The organism is Pantoea stewartii, assembly GCF_011044475.1.
In the GTDB taxonomy this organism is placed as follows: Bacteria; Pseudomonadota; Gammaproteobacteria; order Enterobacterales; family Enterobacteriaceae; genus Pantoea; species Pantoea stewartii.
The window spans coordinates 627,522-647,070 of record NZ_CP049115.1 but is presented as its reverse complement, the minus strand read 5'-3'; the positions used below and the strand labels follow the sequence as shown (position 1 = coordinate 647,070).

At 51.5% G+C, this 19,549-nt stretch carries 16 protein-coding genes, 2 tRNA genes and 2 other RNA genes; 11 read left to right on the top strand and 9 right to left on the bottom strand.

The features are described 5' to 3' along the window. Position 1 precedes the first annotated feature (1 nt). The 3 genes from G5574_RS02960 to G5574_RS02950 all read left to right on the top strand — a co-directional run bounded on the left by G5574_RS02960 (position 2) and on the right by G5574_RS02950 (position 3,017). On the top strand, positions 2-553 hold the full coding sequence (locus G5574_RS02960; protein ID WP_164482010.1) for an NAD(P)H nitroreductase: 552 nt from the start codon (positions 2-4) through the stop codon (positions 551-553). A gap of 257 nt (positions 554-810) precedes the next feature. Next, positions 811-2,727 (top strand): DNA topoisomerase III, encoded by a 1,917-nt coding sequence (locus G5574_RS02955; RefSeq protein ID WP_164482009.1) that lies wholly within the window; start codon positions 811-813, stop codon positions 2,725-2,727. Then, complete coding sequence (locus tag G5574_RS02950; RefSeq protein WP_006119407.1) at positions 2,727-3,017, top strand: YnjH family protein; 291 nt, start codon at positions 2,727-2,729, stop codon at positions 3,015-3,017. Before G5574_RS02955 ends, G5574_RS02950 begins: the two co-directional genes overlap by 1 nt. Before the next feature lie 39 nt (positions 3,018-3,056). Here G5574_RS02950 and xthA read toward each other — a convergent pair whose 3' ends face one another. The 7 genes from xthA to G5574_RS02915 form a co-directional block, all read right to left on the bottom strand. Further along, positions 3,057-3,863, bottom strand: coding sequence for an exodeoxyribonuclease III (gene xthA, locus G5574_RS02945; protein ID WP_054633684.1), 807 nt, complete (start codon positions 3,861-3,863; stop codon positions 3,057-3,059). Positions 3,864-4,117: 254 nt separating this feature from the next. Next, a non-coding RNA gene (locus G5574_RS02940) (RtT sRNA) lies at positions 4,118-4,244 on the bottom strand. Between the two features lie 41 nt (positions 4,245-4,285). Continuing rightward, a non-coding RNA gene (locus G5574_RS02935) (RtT sRNA) lies at positions 4,286-4,413 on the bottom strand. 41 nt (positions 4,414-4,454) lie between these two features. Continuing rightward, a tRNA-Tyr gene (locus G5574_RS02930) sits at positions 4,455-4,539 on the bottom strand. A gap of 35 nt (positions 4,540-4,574) precedes the next feature. Next, a tRNA-Tyr gene (locus G5574_RS02925) sits at positions 4,575-4,659 on the bottom strand. Positions 4,660-4,803: 144 nt separating this feature from the next. Then, a complete protein-coding gene (gene purU / locus G5574_RS02920; protein ID WP_006119405.1) occupies positions 4,804-5,652 on the bottom strand; it encodes a formyltetrahydrofolate deformylase in 849 nt (282 codons plus the stop codon). Between the two features lie 56 nt (positions 5,653-5,708). Continuing rightward, positions 5,709-6,164: a YchJ family protein gene (locus G5574_RS02915; RefSeq protein WP_164482008.1), complete on the bottom strand. Its 456-nt coding sequence runs from the start codon at positions 6,162-6,164 to the stop codon at positions 5,709-5,711. Between the two features lie 97 nt (positions 6,165-6,261). Between G5574_RS02915 and rssA the strand changes: the two genes are divergently transcribed. From rssA to G5574_RS02890, 5 genes are all read left to right on the top strand, one after another. Next, the gene (rssA, locus tag G5574_RS02910; RefSeq protein WP_039343037.1) at positions 6,262-7,173 is read left to right on the top strand and encodes a patatin-like phospholipase RssA; all 912 of its coding nucleotides are present in this window, start codon (positions 6,262-6,264) and stop codon (positions 7,171-7,173) included. A gap of 99 nt (positions 7,174-7,272) precedes the next feature. Then, positions 7,273-8,289 (top strand): two-component system response regulator RssB, encoded by a 1,017-nt coding sequence (gene rssB, locus G5574_RS02905; protein ID WP_006119402.1) that lies wholly within the window; start codon positions 7,273-7,275, stop codon positions 8,287-8,289. A 195-nt stretch (positions 8,290-8,484) separates the two neighbouring features. Next, positions 8,485-9,387 carry a UTP--glucose-1-phosphate uridylyltransferase GalU gene (gene galU / locus G5574_RS02900; protein WP_006119401.1) on the top strand — a complete coding sequence of 301 codons (903 nt, stop codon included), beginning with the start codon at positions 8,485-8,487 and terminating at the stop codon, positions 9,385-9,387. Positions 9,388-9,411: 24 nt separating this feature from the next. Continuing rightward, on the top strand, positions 9,412-10,752 hold the full coding sequence (locus G5574_RS02895; RefSeq protein WP_164482007.1) for a UDP-glucose dehydrogenase family protein: 1,341 nt from the start codon (positions 9,412-9,414) through the stop codon (positions 10,750-10,752). A 14-nt stretch (positions 10,753-10,766) separates the two neighbouring features. After that, entirely contained in the window at positions 10,767-11,774 is a 1,008-nt protein-coding gene (locus tag G5574_RS02890; protein WP_006119398.1) for an NAD-dependent epimerase, read from the top strand. A 92-nt stretch (positions 11,775-11,866) separates the two neighbouring features. Here the strand turns inward: G5574_RS02890 and hns are convergent, their stop codons facing one another. Next, positions 11,867-12,274 (bottom strand): histone-like nucleoid-structuring protein H-NS, encoded by a 408-nt coding sequence (gene hns / locus G5574_RS02885; RefSeq protein ID WP_033741865.1) that lies wholly within the window; start codon positions 12,272-12,274, stop codon positions 11,867-11,869. A 406-nt stretch (positions 12,275-12,680) separates the two neighbouring features. Between hns and tdk the strand changes: the two genes are divergently transcribed. After that, positions 12,681-13,301, top strand: a complete 621-nt coding sequence (gene tdk / locus G5574_RS02880; RefSeq protein WP_006119396.1) for a thymidine kinase — start codon at positions 12,681-12,683, stop codon at positions 13,299-13,301. Between the two features lie 238 nt (positions 13,302-13,539). Here tdk and adhE read toward each other — a convergent pair whose 3' ends face one another. Beyond that, positions 13,540-16,224 carry a bifunctional acetaldehyde-CoA/alcohol dehydrogenase gene (gene adhE, locus G5574_RS02875; RefSeq protein WP_164482006.1) on the bottom strand — a complete coding sequence of 895 codons (2,685 nt, stop codon included), beginning with the start codon at positions 16,222-16,224 and terminating at the stop codon, positions 13,540-13,542. A 424-nt stretch (positions 16,225-16,648) separates the two neighbouring features. On the opposite strand from adhE, the gene G5574_RS02870 reads away from it, so the two are divergent. Further along, positions 16,649-17,296 carry a YchE family NAAT transporter gene (locus G5574_RS02870; RefSeq protein ID WP_006119393.1) on the top strand — a complete coding sequence of 216 codons (648 nt, stop codon included), beginning with the start codon at positions 16,649-16,651 and terminating at the stop codon, positions 17,294-17,296. A 585-nt stretch (positions 17,297-17,881) separates the two neighbouring features. After that, positions 17,882-19,501, top strand: a complete 1,620-nt coding sequence (locus G5574_RS02865) for an ABC transporter substrate-binding protein (RefSeq protein ID WP_164482005.1) — start codon at positions 17,882-17,884, stop codon at positions 19,499-19,501. Positions 19,502-19,549 lie beyond the last annotated feature (48 nt).

Genomic DNA, 19,549 nt, shown 5'->3' with positions numbered 1-19,549 from the left:
CATGGACGCACTAGAATTACTGGTTAATCGTCGTTCGGCCTCGCGTCTGGCGGAACCGGCCCCCAGCGGTGAAGCGCTGGATAACATCCTGCGCGCGGGCATGCGCGCACCCGATCACGGCGGCCTGCAACCCTGGCGATTTATTATTGTTGAAAATGAAGGCCGCGATCGCCTGAGTCAGCTACTGGAAAAAGCGGCGCGGGACAACCAGATGGATGAGAAAGCCATCAATAAAGCCAGTCAGGCGCCGTTCCGTGCGCCCATGATCATCACCGTCGTGGCGCACTGCGAGATCAATCACAAGGTGCCGCACTGGGAACAAATCGCCTCTGCCAGCTGTGCCGTGATGGCGATGCAGATGGCTGCTGTCGCTCAGGGCTTTAATGGCATCTGGCGGAGCGGCGTCTGGACCGACGATCCGCAGGTGCGTGAGGCGTTCGGCTGCCGTGAGCAGGACGCGATTGTGGGCTTCCTCTATCTGGGCACGCCGCAGCTTAAGTCCAGCACCACCGTGGTTCATCCCGACACGGCACCCTTTGTCCGCTATTTCTGAACCTGTCTGAACCGCGCGATGCGCGGTAAACTGCGCACGTAATGAGCGAAGCGTTTCCTCGCAAATCCGGCACGCTTATCAGCAGCGTGCCGCCAGGCTACTATAGCGCTGTCTTCACTGGCAGCGCCGCGTGCTGTGTCCGGGGAAACCGGCTGCCTGCATCCGATGGCGCCAGGCCGTGATCCTGCACTGTCGTCGTGCACGGGGCAGGCGCTGCCATCATTGTTGTTCGCTGACGTTAAGGATTACCCGATTTAATGCGTTTGTTTATAGCAGAGAAACCCAGCCTCGGACGGGCCATTGCCGATGTGTTACCTAAACCGCACCGCCGCGGTGAGGGATTCATTGCCTGTGGCAATGATCAGGTCGTCACCTGGTGCGTAGGGCATTTACTTGAGCAGGCGCAGCCCGATGCTTATGACGGCCGTTATGCACGCTGGTCACTGGCCGATCTGCCCATTATTCCTGAAAAGTGGCGCCTGCAGCCGCGGCCCTCTGTCGCTAAGCAGCTTAAAGTGGTTGAGGGGTTGCTGGCGCAGGCGGACGAAGTGGTTCACGCCGGTGACCCGGATCGGGAAGGGCAACTGTTAGTGGACGAAGTGCTGGATTACCTGCAACTGCCCGCCGAGAAACGCAGTAAGGTGCAGCGCTGCCTGATCAACGATCTCAATCCTCAGGCGGTCGAACGCGCAGTCAGTCGCCTGCGTGAAAACCGTGAGTTTATCCCCCTGTGTGTTTCCGCCCTGGCTCGCGCCCGGGCGGACTGGCTGTATGGCATCAACATGACCCGCGCCTGGACGTTAATGGGCCGTAATGCCGGTTACGATGGCGTATTGTCGGTGGGGCGGGTGCAAACACCCGTGCTGGGGCTGGTGGTGCGCCGCGACGAAGAGATCGAAAACTTTGTGCCGAAAGACTATTTTGAAGTTAAAGCGCATATCGTGACGCCAGATGACATCCGCTTTGTTGCCAACTGGGTCCCCAGTGAAGCCTGTGAGCCCTGGCAGGATGAAGAAGGGCGCTTACTCAAGCGGAGTCTGGCAGAGCATGTGGTTGCCCGCATTACCGGTCAGCCTGCGCGTGTCACCGCATACAGTGATAAGCGCGAAAGCGACACTGCGCCACTCCCGTTTTCGCTCTCGGCACTGCAGATTGAGGCGGCAAAACGCTTTGGTCTCAGCGCGCAGGCGGTGCTGGATATCTGTCAGCGGTTGTATGAAACCCACAAACTGATTACCTATCCCCGTTCCGACAGTCGCTATTTGCCCGATGAGCATTTTGCTGGTCGTCACGCAGTGCTGAATGCCATTCAGGTTCACCAGCCCGATCTGACGTCGCCTGCGGAGTTTGATGCCGATCGTAAAAACCGCTGTTGGGACGACAAAAAAGTGGATGCGCACCATGCCATTATTCCCACAGCACGCGCCAGTGCTGTCAGGCTGAATGACAATGAACAGCAGGTTTATGGCCTGATCGCGCGTCAGTATCTGATGCAGTTCTGCCCGGATGCGATGTTTCGTAAATGCACTATTGAACTGGATATTGCGGGCGGTAAATTCGTGGCGAAGGCCCGCTTTCTGGCTGAGGCGGGCTGGCGTGCTTTGCTGGGCAGTAAAGAGCGTGATGAAGAAAATGACGGCATGCCGCTGCCGGTCGTGGCGGAAGGGGACGTCCTGCTGTGTGAGCACGGCGAGGTGCTGGCCAAGCAAACGCAGCCACCTCGCCATTTTACGGATGCCACGCTTCTGTCAGCCATGACCGGTATCGCGCGTTTTGTTCAGGATAAAGAATTAAAGAAAGTGCTTCGTGCGACCGATGGTTTAGGAACGGAAGCCACGCGCGCGGGGATCATAGAATTATTGTTCCGCCGATCATTTTTACAGAAGAAAGGGCGCTATATTCATTCTACCGACACGGGTAAGGCGTTGATCCATTCGTTACCGGATCTGGCAGCCCGGCCGGACATGACCGCCCAGTGGGAATCGACACTGACACGGATTAGTGAAAAGGCCTGCCGTTATGATGAGTTTATGCAACCGCTGGTGCACACGCTGAGTGGGCTTATTCATCAGGCACGGCAGCAACCGCCGGGACAGGCGTTTCGTGGGTTACCGTCCACCGGACAAAAACGTCCGCAGCGCAAAGCACGGCGTAAAACTAAGGAAACCGAATAATGCGTAAAACTGCACTGCTCATGCTGGCCGCACTGATTGTCTGTGGGCCGGCCCAGGCGAATTATCATCCGTCTACAGGCGGAACTAATACGGATGTGATTGTTGATATGCCGCGGGAAGCCTGGACTCAGGGACAAAATAATCAGCAGAACTGTATGCAGTGCTGTATTTTCGAAAACCGTAATTATACCGAGGGCGCAGTCGTGAAATCAGAAGGCGTCCTGTTACAGTGCGCGCGTGACGAAAAATCGCTGGGGACGAACAACCTGATCTGGAAAATAGTGAAATAGAAAACGCGTGGTGGGCGGGCGCACCACGCGTCAGCGCTATCAGAAGCGGAAGGTTGACCAGACCGGGGCATGGTCAGAGGGTTTTTCCATGCCACGAATATCGTAGTCGATACCGCTCTCAATGCAGTGCGAGGCCAGCCCGGTGCTGGCCAGCAGCAGGTCAATGCGCAGACCGCGATTGTCATCGAACCCTTTAGAACGGTAATCGAACCAGGAAAAACGGTCACAGGTATCGGGATTATGCGCACGCCAGGTATCGACCAACCCCCAGCTTAACAGCCTGTCCATCCATTCCCGCTCTTCGGGCAGGAAAGAACACTTACCGGTACGCAGCCAGCGTTTACGGCTGTCTTCGCCAATCCCAATATCCAGGTCGGTGCTGCTGATATTCATATCGCCCATGATCAGCACGGGCTTATCCGCCGTAAGACTCTCGCTCAGATAGCTTTGCAGATCGCGGTAAAATTTTTCTTTGGCCGGAAACTTTGTCGGGTGGTCGCGGCTCTCGCCCTGCGGAAAATAGCCATTTATCACGGTAATATCGCCAATCGGGCTGGGGATTTCAGCCATGATCAGGCGACGCTGCGCATCCTCGCCATCGCCCGGAAACCCCCGACGCACGGAGACCGGCTGAACCTTGGTCAACAGTGCCACACCGTAATGGCCTTTCTGACCGTGATAAAACACGTTGTAGCCCAGCTTAGCCACATCCTCGAGCGGGAACATATCATCATGGACTTTCGTTTCCTGCAGACCAATGACGTCAGGCTGATGCTTCTCGACCAGTGCTTCGAGTTGATGGGGACGTGCCCGCAAGCCGTTAATATTGAATGAAATAAATTTCATGAGATAACCTTCAGCGAATGATAGGCAGGATGGTAGCGATTTTTGCCGGAAATGTCATGACAGAGCAGGGCAATTTCAGCGAGTGGTGGACAGCACGGGCGAGAGAGCACGACACACGGTCAGCGGGAACAGAAAATCAGAGTGGTTTCCAGACGCGTTTACTCAGGCGATGCCCGCCACGAACGCTGAACAAAGGCTCTTATCCTTCTCCGCGCAGAACAGTTTTATAACGGCATGACGTGCTAAAGGGAAGAGAGTGGTGGGAGAAGGATGATTCGGCGCGTTGCGCCTCACCCTACTGGCCGCGCTAATGCGCGTTGTCTCGCGGTGCCCGACGCGAACGCTGAACAAAGGTCTTATCCCTTTCCTCGCAGAACAGGTTGACTGAGTTGCATGTCGGAATGAAGTTGCTAAATACGAGATGGTGGTGGGAGAAGGATGATTCGGCGCGTTGCGCCTCACCCTACGGGCCGCGCTAATGCGCGTTGTCTCGCGGTGCCCGACGCGAACCCTGGTCGAAGGTTCTCATCCCTCTCCATGCAGAACAGGCTGACTGAGTTGCATGTCGGAATGAAGTTGCTAAATGCGAGATGGTGGTGGGAGAAGGATTCGAACCTTCGAAGTCTGTGACGGCAGATTTACAGTCTGCTCCCTTTGGCCGCTCGGGAATCCCACCGGGGATGATTTGTAGGCTCAGGCAGCAGATTCAGATGGTGGTGGGAGAAGGATTCGAACCTTCGAAGTCTGTGACGGCAGATTTACAGTCTGCTCCCTTTGGCCGCTCGGGAATCCCACCAGGGACTGAATTGTTGTGCTCTGAAGCGGGGCGCATCATACCAAATGGATTCAGACTGTAAAGCGGACTCAGGCAAATCACGAACCGTTTGCCCACTTTTTACGCGTAGCGCTGGAATGTCAGCCAGTCCAGCGCCCGTGGCGGTTAAAGAATAATCGTGCGGTTGCCGTAAACAAACACACGCTGACCCAGCACTTTATCTAACGCGCGGCTCAGCACATTCTTTTCTACATCACGTCCGGCACGCATCATCTCTTCTGCTGTATAGCTGTGATCGACGTTGATGACGTCCTGCATAATGATCGGACCCTCATCCAGGTTGTCATTAACGTAGTGCGCCGTCGCACCAATGATTTTAACGCCGCGTTCATAAGCCTGGTGATAAGGGCGTGCGCCGATAAAGGCAGGCAGGAACGAGTGATGAATATTGATGATCTGATTCGGGTAGCGTTGGACGAAACCCGGCGTCAGCACGCGCATATATTTGGCAAGCACCACATAATCTGGCTGGTAACGATCAATTTCGTCCGCCATCTTATTATCATGCTCTTCCCGCGAAAGCCCTTCATGACTGACCAACACAAACGGAATATCAAAACGCTCGACCAGCGAGCGCAGCGTTTCATGGTTACCGATGACGGCGGCTATTTCCATATCCAGCCCGCCAAACGCGCTCTTCATCAGCAGGTCGCCCAGGCAGTGGGCTTCTTTGGTGACCAGAATAACGACGCGGCGACGGCCTGCGCTGTGCAGTTCACGTACCGAGCCCTGAGGAAGGGCACTGTCGAGATCGGCCAGTAAAGTATTGTCGTTAAAAATCCCTTCCAGCTCTGTGCGCATGAAAAAACGCCCGGTGCGATGATCAACAAACTCATTGTTTTGCACGATATTCAGTTCGTGCTTGTAACAAATATTGGTGATTTTGGCGATCAGACCTTTTGCATCGGGACAAATGGTTCGTAAAACTTTTCTTTGCATGGTTTGCGCTTGCATCTCAATCAGAGTCCTGTCAAAGCATTAAGGGTAAAACCGTTACGCAGGCAACTGCCTTAAACGCAACATTTTTTGTATTTTTTGTCGGCGCCACATGGACAGCGATCGTTGCGCCCGATGGCGGGCGTCATTCCGTCGACATAGTACCAGCGACTGTCCTCGCGAAGAAAGCGTGAACGCTCGTACATCGCCCGATTAACACCGTTTTCAGCAAAACGTGCAAAAAAAGTGACGAAAGATTCGTCTTTGTGGCGCCCCTCATCACAACGTGTGATGTTCAGGCTGAGCCATTCAGTACCCGCGAAACTTTCAGTCACTAAGTCAGCCAGCGCCGGAACGCGGCTGGCGGGATGCCAGGTGGCGACGAGGTAATCGACGTCTTGTTTGACATAAGCGCAGTAGCGGGAGCGCATAAGTTGTTCAGCTGATAAGGGAATTTCTGTTCCTTTAACAAAGGGCTGACAACATAGGCTATACTGCTTGCCGCTACAGCATGGGCAAGATTCGGACACACATTCTCCTGTTAATAACAGTGATTGTTAATGATATCGTTTACTTTATCCGACCCACGCGTGTGATGCCATGTATTGACGCCAGGACCCGAGTAAGATGAGAAAGCAAAAAATTGGATTGGCTCTGGGTTCCGGTGCCGCCAAAGGATGGGCGCATATTGGCGTTATCGAAGCGTTGGAGAGCGCAGGTATCAACATTGATGTCGTGGCAGGCTGTTCCATCGGTGCACTGGTGGGCGCAGCTTACGTCAATCATCGTCTCCCGCACATGAAAAAGTGGGTGAGTGCGTTTAGCTACTGGGATGTCATCCGTCTGATGGATCTGTCCTGGCAGCGAGGCGGACTGTTACGCGGAGAACGGGTATTTAACCATGTCCGGCAACTCATTACGCACGACGCGATTGAATCGTGCGGAAAGCCGTTTGGTGTGGTGGCAACCAATTTAAGTACCGGTCGCGAGCTGTGGCTGACCGAGGGTGAATTACATCAGGCGGTACGTGCGTCCTGCAGTATGCCAGGTTTATTACCGCCCGTCGGCTACAATGGATATTGGCTGGTGGATGGTGCGGTGGTGAATCCGGTACCGATCTCCCTGACGCGCGCGCTGGGGGCGGATGTCGTGATTGCTGTCGATCTTCAGCACGACGCGCATCTGATGCCGCAGAATGCGATGGCGCTGACGCCGCAGAGTTCAGAAGAACATGCGGCAGCTGTGGCGCTCAATCTCGACTGGCGTGGGAAACTGCGACAGCGTCTGGTCAATTTTACGCAGCGCCGGGCCTCGCAAATGCCGGGCGCCATGGAGATCATGGCCACGTCCATCCAGGTGCTGGAAAATCGCCTGAAGCGAAACCGGATGGCAGGCGATCCGCCTGATGTGCTTATCCAGCCATTTTGTCCACAGATATCCACGTTGGATTTTCATCGTGCAGAAGAAGCAATTGCGGCTGGGAAGGTTGCCGTTGAGAAACAAATGGATGAATTATTACCGCTGGTCCGTAGAAGATAATCTGGTTGTTCACGCACAGATGTTACTTCGGTCTATTCTGAAAGGCGCAACTGCGTTTTATGAACCACTATTGATTTATCGGGTACGCAGGGGGATGGAATGGAAAAACCACTGATCGGCAAAAAGATACTCATTGTCGAAGATGAGGCCGTTTTCCGTTCGCTTTTAAACCAGTTTTTAACATCAATGGGGGCTGTCACTGTTGAGGCTGAAGATGGTCTGGAAGCTATTGCGCAACTGGATAAACATGCCGTCGAACTGGTGATTTGTGACCTGGAAATGCCGCGCATGAACGGAATTCAGTTTGTCGAACATCTGCGCAGCCACGGCAATACCTTGCCCATTCTGATAATTTCCGCGACCGAAAATATGTCCGACATCGCGCAGGTTTTACGTCTGGGCGTACAGGATGTGTTGCTAAAACCCCTGAAGAATTTTGAACGTTTCCGTGAAGCGGTATACGAATGCCTCTATCCGTCGATGTTTACCTCGAAAGTCGAGGAAGATGAACAGCTGTTTCAGGACTGGGATGCATTGGTGCGCGATCCTTCCGCTGCGGCAAAATTACTGAAAGAACTGCAGCCCCCGGTCCAGCAACGCATTGCCCATTGTCGGGTAAATTATCGCCAGTTAACCATGGCGGAGCAGCCCGGGCTGGTGCTGGATATTGCGGCGTTATCTGACAAAGATTTGGCGTTTTATTGTCTCGATGTCACCCGTGCGGGCGACAATGGCGTGCTGGCGGCTTTATTATTGCGCGCCCTGTTTAACGGATTATTACAAGAACAGTTATCAGGACAGAAACAGCGATTACCTGAGTTAAGCAGTTTACTCAGACAAGTTAATCTGCTGCTACGGCAGGCGAATTTAACCGGACAGTTCCCTCTGTTAGTTGGGTACTACCATCGCGGATTAAAAAACCTGGTGCTGGTTTCTGCTGGCCTGAATGCCACCTTACATGTTCAGGCCCATCAAATTCAACTCAGTAATGGCGTTCCGCTTGGCACTATGGGCAGTACGCATATTAACCAGATTAGCCAGCGTGCGGACGACTGGCAGTGCCATATTTGGGGCGCCGGGGGCCGTATACGACTGATGTTATCGTCTGAGCAATAAACACCGAAGGGTAATTTATACTTACCCGCAAGACAGTGCCAGAAGTTAGCTTTACACTTGGGTAATAGTCTTAAATTCTACGGATAGATGCCTTCCAGGATAAATCCGTTCGCGAGTAACTGATATACTCATTTCCGAATTTAAACCGACATATCAAGCATTAAAACTTGAACGGCCTATAAGAGAGGTATTTTGATGTCTGCCTATAAGACCAAAGTTAAAAAAGCGGTAATCCCGGTAGCAGGTTTGGGTACGCGTATGCTTCCTGCGACGAAAGCGATTCCAAAAGAAATGTTACCGCTGGTTGATAAGCCGTTAATTCAGTATGTCGTTAACGAGTGTATTGCTGCGGGTATCAATGAAATTGTGCTGGTAACCCACTCGTCTAAGAACGCCATTGAAAACCATTTTGATACCAGTTTCGAACTGGAGTCGATGCTGGAAAAACGCGTTAAGCGTCAGCTGCTGGATGAAATTCAGTCCATCTGTCCTCCACACGTGACCATCATGCAGGTCCGTCAGGGCATCGCTAAAGGCCTGGGCCACGCGGTAATGTGCGCGCACCCCCTGGTCGGCGATGAGCCTGTTGCCGTCATCCTGCCTGATGTGATCATCGACGAATATGAGTCAAACCCAACCAAAGATAACCTGGCAGAAATGCTGAGCCGTTATGAAGAGTCTGGCCGCAGCCAGATCATGGTTGAGCCTGTCAGTGATGTAACCGCTTATGGTGTTGTTGACTGCAAGGGCGCAGAACTGAACCCGGGCGACAGCGCACCGATGGTCGGTGTGGTTGAGAAACCAAAAGCGTCTGAAGCGCCTTCTAATCTGGCTGTGGTGGGGCGTTATGTTCTGTCCGCAGATATCTGGCCACTGCTGGCAAAAACGCCTCCAGGTGCAGGCGGTGAAGTACAGCTCACGGATTCTATCGCCATGCTGATGGAAAAAGAGACCGTTGAAGCTTACCACCTGAAAGGGGTCAGCCATGACTGCGGTAACAAACTGGGATACATGCAGGCTTTCGTCGAATATGGTGTTCGCCATCCGGTGCTGGGCAAAGAGTTCTCTGAGTGGCTCAATAAAACCGTTAGCGATTAAAAATTTAAAACACAGGATAGCGTAATGAAAGTCACTGTATTTGGTATCGGCTATGTCGGTCTGGTTCAGGCTGCGGTGTTGGCCGAAGTCGGACATGACGTTCTCTGTATTGATGTCGATGAAAAAAAGGTTGAGAACCTCAAAAAGGGTCAGATTCCTATTTTTGAACCGGGCCTGACGCCGCTGGTTAAGTCTAACTATGAATCCGGTCGCCTGAAGTTCAGCACCGATGCTGCACTGGGCGTTAACCATGGCGTGATGCAGTTCATCGCCGTAGGCACACCGCCTGATGAAGATGGTTCGGCCGATCTGAAATATGTTACTGCCGTGGCACGCACCATTGCTCAGCATATGACCGATCATAAAGTGGTCATCGATAAATCTACCGTACCGGTTGGAACGGCTGACAGAGTCCGTGCGGTCATGACGGAAACCCTGCAGGCGCGTGATGCCAATATCAGCTTTGATGTAGTATCCAACCCCGAGTTCCTGAAAGAAGGGGCGGCGGTTGCTGACTGTATGCGTCCCGAGCGCATCGTTGTCGGCACGGATAATGATGCTGTCGTGGAACTGTTGCGTGAGCTCTATGAGCCCTTCAACCGCAACCACGATCGTATGATCCTGATGGATATTCGCAGTGCAGAGCTGACGAAGTACGCTGCCAACTGTATGCTGGCGACCAAAATCAGCTTTATGAATGAAATTTCCAATCTCGCGGAACGTTTAGGTGCGGATATCGAAAAAGTGCGCCAGGGGATTGGTTCTGACTCACGTATCGGCTATCACTTTATCTATCCTGGCTGCGGTTATGGCGGTTCCTGTTTCCCGAAAGATGTGCAGGCGCTCATTCGTACGGCGGAATCCATTGGCTATACACCACGTCTGTTAAAAGCGGTGGAAGACGTCAATGACAGCCAGAAAACTAAGCTGCCCGCCTTTATCAAACGTCATTTTGGTGACGATCTGAAAGGGAAGACGTTTGCGCTGTGGGGACTGTCGTTCAAACCGAATACCGACGATATGCGTGAAGCATCGAGCCGTGTATTGATGGAAGCGCTGTGGGAAGCAGGTGCGTCTGTACAGGCTTTCGATCCGGAAGCGATGGATGAAGCACAACGCATCTACGGTCACCGCGACGATTTGAGGCTGATGGGCACCAAAGAATCAGCATTACAGGGCGCAGATGGCCTGGTAATTTGCACTGAGTGGCAAAATTTCCGTGCCCCTGACTTCGACGTGATCAAAAATGCACTGAAACAACCCGTGATTTTTGATGGACGTAACCTGTATGATCCAGAGCGTCTCAGCAAACGCGGCTTCGTTTATTACGCTATTGGCCGCGGAGCGTCCATCCAGGCTGTGTGATTAATGAGGGATTTATGAATTTTCTGGTAACCGGCGCAGCAGGCTTTATTGGCTTCCATGTGAGCCAACGCCTGTTGGCCGCCGGTCACCAGGTTGTCGGTATTGACAACCTGAATGACTATTATGATGTCAGCCTCAAACAAGCCCGTCTTGATTTGATCGGCGACAACCCATCTTTTACGTTTGTTAAAACCGATTTGGCCGACCGTCAGGCCATTGCAGCACTTTTCGAACAGCACAAATTTCAGCGCGTTATCCACCTGGCCGCTCAGGCTGGTGTGCGCTATTCACTTGAAAACCCGCATGCGTATGTGGATGCCAATGTTATTGGGCATCTGAATATTCTTGAAGGGTGCCGTCATCATCGTGTTGAACATCTGCTCTATGCGTCGTCCAGCTCCGTTTATGGACTGAACAGTAAGCTGCCGTTCTCTACGGAAGACAGTGTCGATCATCCGGTGTCATTGTATGCCGCGACCAAAAAAGCCAATGAGCTGATGTCGCACACCTATTCGCATCTGTATCAGTTACCCACCACCGGTTTACGTTTCTTCACTGTATACGGTCCCTGGGGACGCCCCGATATGGCCTTGTTTAAATTTACCCGGGCTATGATTGCGGGTGAGGCAATTGACGTCTATAACCAGGGTAAAATGCAACGCGATTTCACCTATATCGATGATGTTGTCGAGGCCATTATTCGTCTGCAGGATCGTATTCCGCAGCCGGATGAAAGTTGGACAGTAGAGAGCGGGTCTGCCGCGTCGAGTTCAGCGCCGTATCGTATTTACAATTTAGGCAATAGTCAGCCGATGAGCCTGATTCGCTATATTGAAGCGATTGAAAAAGCATTAGGTGTAACGGCAAATAAAAATCTGATGCCAATGCAACCCGGTGACGTGTTAGCTACCAGCGCAGATACCAGCGATTTATTTAACGCTGTCGGCTTTAAACCGCAAACAGGCGTGGATGAAGGTGTCAGACGTTTTGTTGACTGGTACCGAAACTTTTATTCGGTATAAAAACAAAAAGGAAGCGACCGCTTCCTTTTTTTTCTGGTATTGGTAATCAGGTCGCTAAAATGAAGCCAGCAAAGCCTAAAGCACGCCAGGATTTACAGCAAAAAGTCGTCTAACTGCTTACCATGTTGTTCCATGGCTTTTTTGATTGCTGCTGGTGTACGTCCCTGACCGGTCCAGGTTTTGGTCTCCCCGTTTTCATCAACAAACTGATATTTGGCAGGGCGGGCAGCACGTTTGGCTTTGCCAGACGTTTTGGACTCTGACAATGCGTTGAATAACTCATTGGGATCGATTCCATCCGCTAAAAGCATATCGCGATATTGCTCAAGTTTACGCGCACGCTCTTCCGTTTCTGCTTTAGAATGTGACGCTTCATCGCGGCGTTCATTTACTACGACTTCAAACTTTTCCAGCATTTCTTCCAGTGTTTCCAAAGAACACTCTCTGGCCTGGGCACGCAGCGTGCGGATATTATTAAGATTTTTTAGTGCTTCGCTCATTGTCCTGATCTCTGAATAATGAATAGGAGAGTTGTTCTGCCCGCTAATAGTAGTGGTGGGGGGAAATAACTTCAACATTAAATTAATTTTTAGCTTTAAAAGTTCAAAGGTGAATTTATTAAATTATAAATTCCGCCAGATAAAGCGCGATGTAAGGACCAATGAAACGTTGATGTTTAACCGGCAACCTAAAAAGCCCTGACACGGTTCAATGAAAATAAAGCTTAACGCTATACTGTCTTTAATATTCATTTAGTCAAAAATAATGCGCTGCCGTTGCAGGACAGGCAATACCCGACGCTGGCTCTCGTCTGAACGTAACGGGCTGAAAATCAACACGGCATCGCCGGTCAGATATGGTAAAATCGCACTTATTTTGTTTCATCCACACCGGGATACCGTGCCAATGGCTCAACTCTATTTCTACTATTCGGCAATGAACGCGGGTAAATCAACCGCGCTTTTGCAGTCTTCCTATAATTATCAGGAGCGCGGTATGCGGACCCTGGTTTATACCGCTGAGATTGATAATCGCTTTGGTACCGGTAAAGTCAGTTCACGCATTGGCTTGTCATCACCGGCCGTTCTTTATAATGCCGAAAGCCAGCTGGATGTGGAAATTGCACAAGAGCATGCGCGCCAGCCCGTACACTGTGTGTTAGTGGATGAAAGTCAGTTTCTGACACGGGAACAGGTGAAGGCCTTGTCTGACGTGGTGGATAATCTGGATATTCCGGTGCTGTGTTATGGGTTAAGAACCGACTTTCTGGGAGAATTGTTTACCGGTAGCCAGTATCTGCTGGCCTGGGCCGATAAACTGGTGGAGCTTAAAACCGTATGTCATTGCGGACGTAAAGCGGGCATGGTGCTGCGTCTCGACAGTGAAGGCAAACCCTTCCGGGAGGGGGAGCAGGTGGTGATTGGCGGCAATGAGCGCTATATCTCGGTGTGCCGTAAGCACTATAAAAAAGCGATTGAGCAGGGCTGTTTGCAGGCTATCCACGGCGCGCAAACGCCAGTCGCGTAATCCTGTTCCTCACCTCAGGTTCACGTGGTCGCAAAAGTCTTTCCTGGTGAACCTCATTCGTCTCTTTATCTTTATGGCAACCTGGGTGTCGGTCTGTCCGTGTGTGGTAGCGATTGCACTATTGCACATTCACTGACAGCGGGCAAACAGCCTGCTTATCCTCAACAGCCATAAAAAACCCCCTTGTGACCGAGCCACAAGGGGGATGGCGCACCCGCGCTAACGGGCTTGTTCCTGATTAGGCTTTTTTGACCTTTTTAGCGGCTTTGATATCGCTGACGGGCTGAGTCAGCGGCTGTTCAACCTGGGCATAAGGCTCAACAAATTTGCGGCCGTAGTAACTGTCCAGCATGATCTGTTTCAGTTCAGCAATTAACGGATAACGTGGGTTAGCACCGGTACACTGATCGTCGAACGCATCCTCAGCCAGTTTGTCCACTTTCGCCAGAAAATCCGCTTCCTGCACGCCAGCTTCACGAATCGAGGCGGGAATACCCAGTTCCGTTTTAATTTCATCCAGCCAGACCAGCAGTTTCTCAATTTTCTGAGCAGTACGATCGCCTGTGGCGGTCAAACCAAGATGATCGGCGATTTCCGCATAGCGACGACGCGCCTGTGGACGATCATACTGACTGAATGCAGTCTGTTTGGTCGGGTTGTCATTTGCGTTATAACGAATGACGTTGGAAATCAGCAGCGAGTTAGCCAGTCCGTGGGGAATATGGAACTCGGAACCCAGTTTATGGGCCATCGAGTGACATACGCCGAGGAAGGCGTTGGCAAAGGCAATACCGGCAATGGTGGCGGCATTGTGCACACGTTCACGCGCAACCGGATTTTTGGCGCCTTCGGCATAACTGGCGGGCAGGTTCTCTTTCAGCAACTTAAGCGCCTGCAGAGCCTGACCATCAGAATACTCATTCGCCAGAACGGAAACATAGGCTTCCAGTGCATGGGTAACCGCATCCAGACCGCCAAAGGCGCAGAGTGAACGCGGCATATCCATTACGAGGTTCGCATCCACAATGGCCATATCCGGAGTCAGTGCATAATCTGCCAGCGGATATTTTTGACCGGTGGCATCATCCGTGACCACCGCAAACGGGGTCACTTCTGAACCGGTGCCGGAGGTAGTGGTGATGGCTACCATGCGGGCTTTGACGCCCATTTTCGGGAACTTATAGATACGTTTACGAATATCCATAAAGCGTAATGCCAGCTCTTCGAAGTGGGTTTCGGGATGCTCATACATCACCCACATGATTTTCGCCGCATCCATTGGCGAGCCGCCGCCCAGCGCAATGATCACATCGGGTTTAAAGCTGTGCATTTGCTCTGCGCCTTTGCGAACAATGCTCAGTGTTGGGTCTGCTTCGACCTCGAAGAACACTTCCGTTTCAATACCGTGGGATTTCAGGACGCGGGTAACCTGGTCGGCATAGCCGTTATTGAACAGGAAGCGGTCAGTCACAACAAATGCACGTTTCGCGCCGTCGGTAGCGACCTCTTCTAAGGCGACAGGCAATGACCCACGACGGAAATAGATAGATTTCGGAAGTTTATGCCACAACATATTTTCAGCTCGCTTGGCGACGGTTTTCTTATTGATCAGATGCTTAGGTCCGACGTTTTCGGAAATTGAGTTACCTCCCCAGGAGCCACAACCCAGCGTCAACGAAGGCGCGAGTTTGAAGTTATATAAATCGCCAATCCCACCCTGAGAAGCGGGGGTATTAATCAGGATACGGGCCGTTTTCATTTTGTCGCCAAAATAGTGGACACGTGCGGACTGGTTATCCTGATCCGTGTACAGGCAGGAGGTGTGGCCAATGCCGCCCATGGCGACCAGTTTTTCCGCTTTACTGACGGCGTCTTCGTAATCTTTAGCCCGGTACATCGCCAGCGTTGGCGACAGTTTTTCATGGGCAAAAGGTTCGGATTCGTCGACCCGTTCAACTTCACCAATCAGAATTTTGGTATCGGTTGGTACCGTAATGCCCGCCATCTCAGCAATTTTTACTGCGGGCTGGCCCACAATCGCGGCGTTGAGGCCGCCATTTTTCAGGATAATATTCTGAACCGCCTGAAGTTCATGGCCCTGCAGCAGGTAGCCACCATGACTGGCGAAACGTGCCCGAACGGCATCGTAAATCGCATCGACAACAATAACGGACTGCTCTGAGGCACAAATCACCCCGTTATCAAACGTTTTCGACATCAGGATGGACGCCACCGCGCGTTTAACATCTGCCGTTTCATCAATCACGACAGGTGTATTCCCGGCACCGACACCAATAGCCGGTTTGCCGGAACTGTAAGCGGCTTTCACCATGCCCGGTCCACCTGTGGCAAGAATCAGATTGATGTCCGGGTGGTGCATCAGCTGATTCGACAGCTCAACAGAGGGCGCATCGATCCAGCCGATAATGTCTTTAGGGGCGCCAGCAGCAATCGCGGCCTGCAGCACAATATCGGCGGCTTTATTGGTGGCATCTTTGGCGCGAGGATGCGGCGAGAAGATAATACCGTTGCGGGTTTTAAGGCTGATCAGGGCTTTGAAGATGGCGGTAGAGGTGGGGTTGGTGGTCGGGACGATCCCACAAATCAGGCCGATGGGTTCGGCAATCGTAATGGTGCCAAAGGTATCATCGGTTTCCAGTACGCCGCAGGTTTTATCATCCTTATAGGCGTTATAAATATATTCGGACGCAAAATGATTTTTGATGACTTTGTCTTCGACAATGCCCATGCCCGATTCTGCGACCGCCATCTTCGCTAAGGGAATACGGGCATCAGCAGCGGCCAGTGCGGCTGCGCGGAAAATAGCATCGACTTGTTGTTGAGAAAAACTGGCGAACGCTTGCTGGGCTTTTTTTACCCGTTCAACCAGTGCATTGAGTTCAGCGACATTAGTAACGGCCATTGTGATCTCCTGAGGAAGTTAAACTTTTTTAGGAAACAAGCCTGAACGGAAAGTATAGCCAGGGTAAAAACCGCTCAATCACGGAGCATGAAAGTGCGGTTTTTCAGTTGTTTACTAAAAGAATTTTTTTCTCCGGTGGTATCGTGGCTGACAACAAAAGAGTATCGGGTTTAGGGGACAGCAATGATGATCCAAATCAATTTAAACCACAGCTGACACCTTTCAGCCTGCGGTTCATGAGGGGGAGGGCGATGAGGTTAAAAGCGCTAACAAAAGTAACATCTGCCAGCCTTTGTGGAATGGCTGGTTTAACGCCCTAAACTGTAAGTAAATTAACAGAATAAATAACTCTCGCTTCAACTGGCGTGCGCGGCGTTTTTACCTTACATTAGGCGCGTTTTTCATCTGGGATGGGGAGTGAACCGTGAATCCTGCGCTGTTAGATCTTTCTGGCTATATCAAGTTTTTCGTAGGCCTGTTTGCACTGGTGAATCCCATTGGCATCATTCCGGTGTTTATCAGCATGACGCGTTATCAGGGCGTGGCAGAACGTAATAAAACGAATCTCACCGCAAACCTTGCTGTGGCCATTATTCTCTGGACGTCGCTGTTTTTAGGGGATGCCATTCTGCATGTGTTTGGCATCTCAATTGATTCTTTCCGTATTGCCGGGGGCATTCTGGTTGTCACGATAGCGATGTCGATGATCAGCGGAAAGCTGGGCGAAGATAAACAAAACAAGCAGGAAAAAACAGAAACCGCGATTCGCGAAAGTATTGGCGTTGTTCCGCTGGCTTTACCGCTGATGGCCGGGCCCGGCGCAATCAGCTCAACTATCGTCTGGAGTACGCGCTATCACAGTTGGTTAAATCTGCTGGGATTTACCGTGGCAGTGGCCATTTTTGCCTTCAGTTGTTGGTTACTGTTTCGTGCCGCCCCTATTATGGTCAGAGTACTGGGGCAAACGGGCATCAACGTCATCACCCGTATCATGGGGCTGCTGTTAATGGCGCTGGGCATCGAATTTGTGGTAACAGGCATTAAAGCGATTTTTCCAGGGCTGGTAAGCTGAATACCCACTTATTTTAACAAGCATAAAAAGACAGGCATCAAAAGAGTGCAATACGACACAATATTGCACTCTAAACGGGCAATTATTTGCACCGCTGTATATCCCCTCCGGGTTATCACTTTCCCTAATACTCAGTGCGCGTCCCGATAGTACGCGCCTGGCCTTCCTGTCATCAATCTCACCTTATATTCTGCTTTGACGATGCATGTTGGCATGATTAATGCTGGTAAAGGCCCATTAATGCCTTTTTAAATGGCACATCGGGAAAGAATGACGCTACAACAACGCAGTCAAAATCGGTGAATGTAATATTCTGGTTAGAATAGCATCAAATCTATGAATATTTTTATAATTCAGTAGGTTAATGTATTTTTAGGCTAAAAATTAACACTTCCACTGGGAAAAATCTCATGATAAAAGAGAAACAGATAACATTTTAACTATTTAGTTTTGGCGCCGTCATTCAGCTTCTGCTAATTTTCGGCGCATTGAGCATGTTTTCCCGAAGGTCGAAATAGCAAGATTTTTTTCTTGATGCAGACGGGATTGCAGAATAAAAACGGGCAGGTCAACAAGGTGTGGTAAATGAACGCTCAGCAATATTGGTCTTGTCTGGCACTAGGTGTGATGACTGCTTTACCCGTCTGTGCGGCCAGCGTACCCGCCGGCGTGACCTTATCGCCACAGCAGCAAATTGTCATAAACAATGGCTCCGAAGTGGCCTCGCTTGACCCGCATAAGACGGAAGGTGTGCCGGAATCCAATATTATCCTGAATCTGCTGGACGGGCTGGTTAATACAGATAATAACGGTAAGGTTGTCCCCGGTGTGGCTGAGAGCTGGGAAAATCAGCAAGGAAAAATCTGGACCTTCACGCTGCGCAACGATGCAAAATGGAGCAACGGCGAACCGGTAACGGCTAACGATTTTGTTTACAGCTGGCGACGCCTGGCCGATCCGAAAACTGCATCTCCTTACACCAGTTATCTGCAGGCGGCGCATATTGCCAATGCCGACGAGATTATTGCGGGTAAAGCGGCACCAGACCAACTGGGCGTAAAAGCGATTGACGATCACCATTTACAGGTCACTTTAACAGAGCCCGTTCCCTATCTGATTGCCATGCTGGCGCATACGGCCATGAAACCCGTATATGCGCCCGCTATCCAGAAATGGGGCGAGGCGTGGACTCAACCCGGGCATTATGTTAGTAATGGTGCTTATACCTTAAGTGACTGGGTCGTCAACGAAAAAATTGTCCTGAAGCGCAATCCGCTATACTGGAACAACGCGCAAACCGTGATTGAGCAAGGGACGTTTCTGCCGATCAGTTCTGAGAACAGCGACATCAACCGCTATCGCAGCGGTGGCCTGGATATGACCAACAGCGCCATCCCGCCCAATATGTTCGCGAAGCTGCGTAAGGACATCGGCGACGAAGTCAAAGTCAGCCCCTTGCTGTGTACGTTTTATTATGAAATCAACAACAAAAAGCCGCCTTTTACTGATGCGCGCGTGCGCGCGGCTATAAAGATGACGCTGGACCGCGACATTATCGCCAAAAAGATTATGGGACAGGGCCAGATTCCGGCTTACAGTTTTACACCGCCCTATACCAATGGGGCCGCGTTAGCCACACCGGAATGGATGACCTGGTCCCAGTCGCAGCGCAATGAGGCGGCAAAGAAACTGCTGGCAGAAGCGGGTTTCGACAGTAAAAATCCTTTGCGTTTTACGCTGCTCTATAACACCTCCGATCAAAATAAAACCCAGGCGATTGCTGCAGCGTCAATGTGGCAGCGCAACCTCGGGGCGCAGGTCACCTTACAAAATCAGGAATGGAAAACGCTGCTGGAAACGCGTCATCAGGCACAGTATGACGTGGTGCGGGCCACATGGTGCGCGGATTATAACGAGCCCTCTACTTTCCTGAATATGTTCCTGAGTCAGTCGTCGACCAATACCGCGTTTTATCGTAGTGCGGTCTTTGATCGGCTGATGGCAGACACGCTAAGCGCCACAAAGGATGCTGACCGCGCGGCATTGTATCAGCAGGCTGAAACACAACTCGACAAAGACTCGGCAATTGTGCCAGTTTACTACCGCGTCAGCGTGAGGCTGGTTAAACCCTGGGTTGGCGGGTTCACCGGCCACGATCCGCAGGACATGACAGATCTGAAATATTATTTCATTAAACAACACTGATAACGCGCTTATCCGGCGGCACAGCCGGGAAGGGCGTTACCGTGCTGA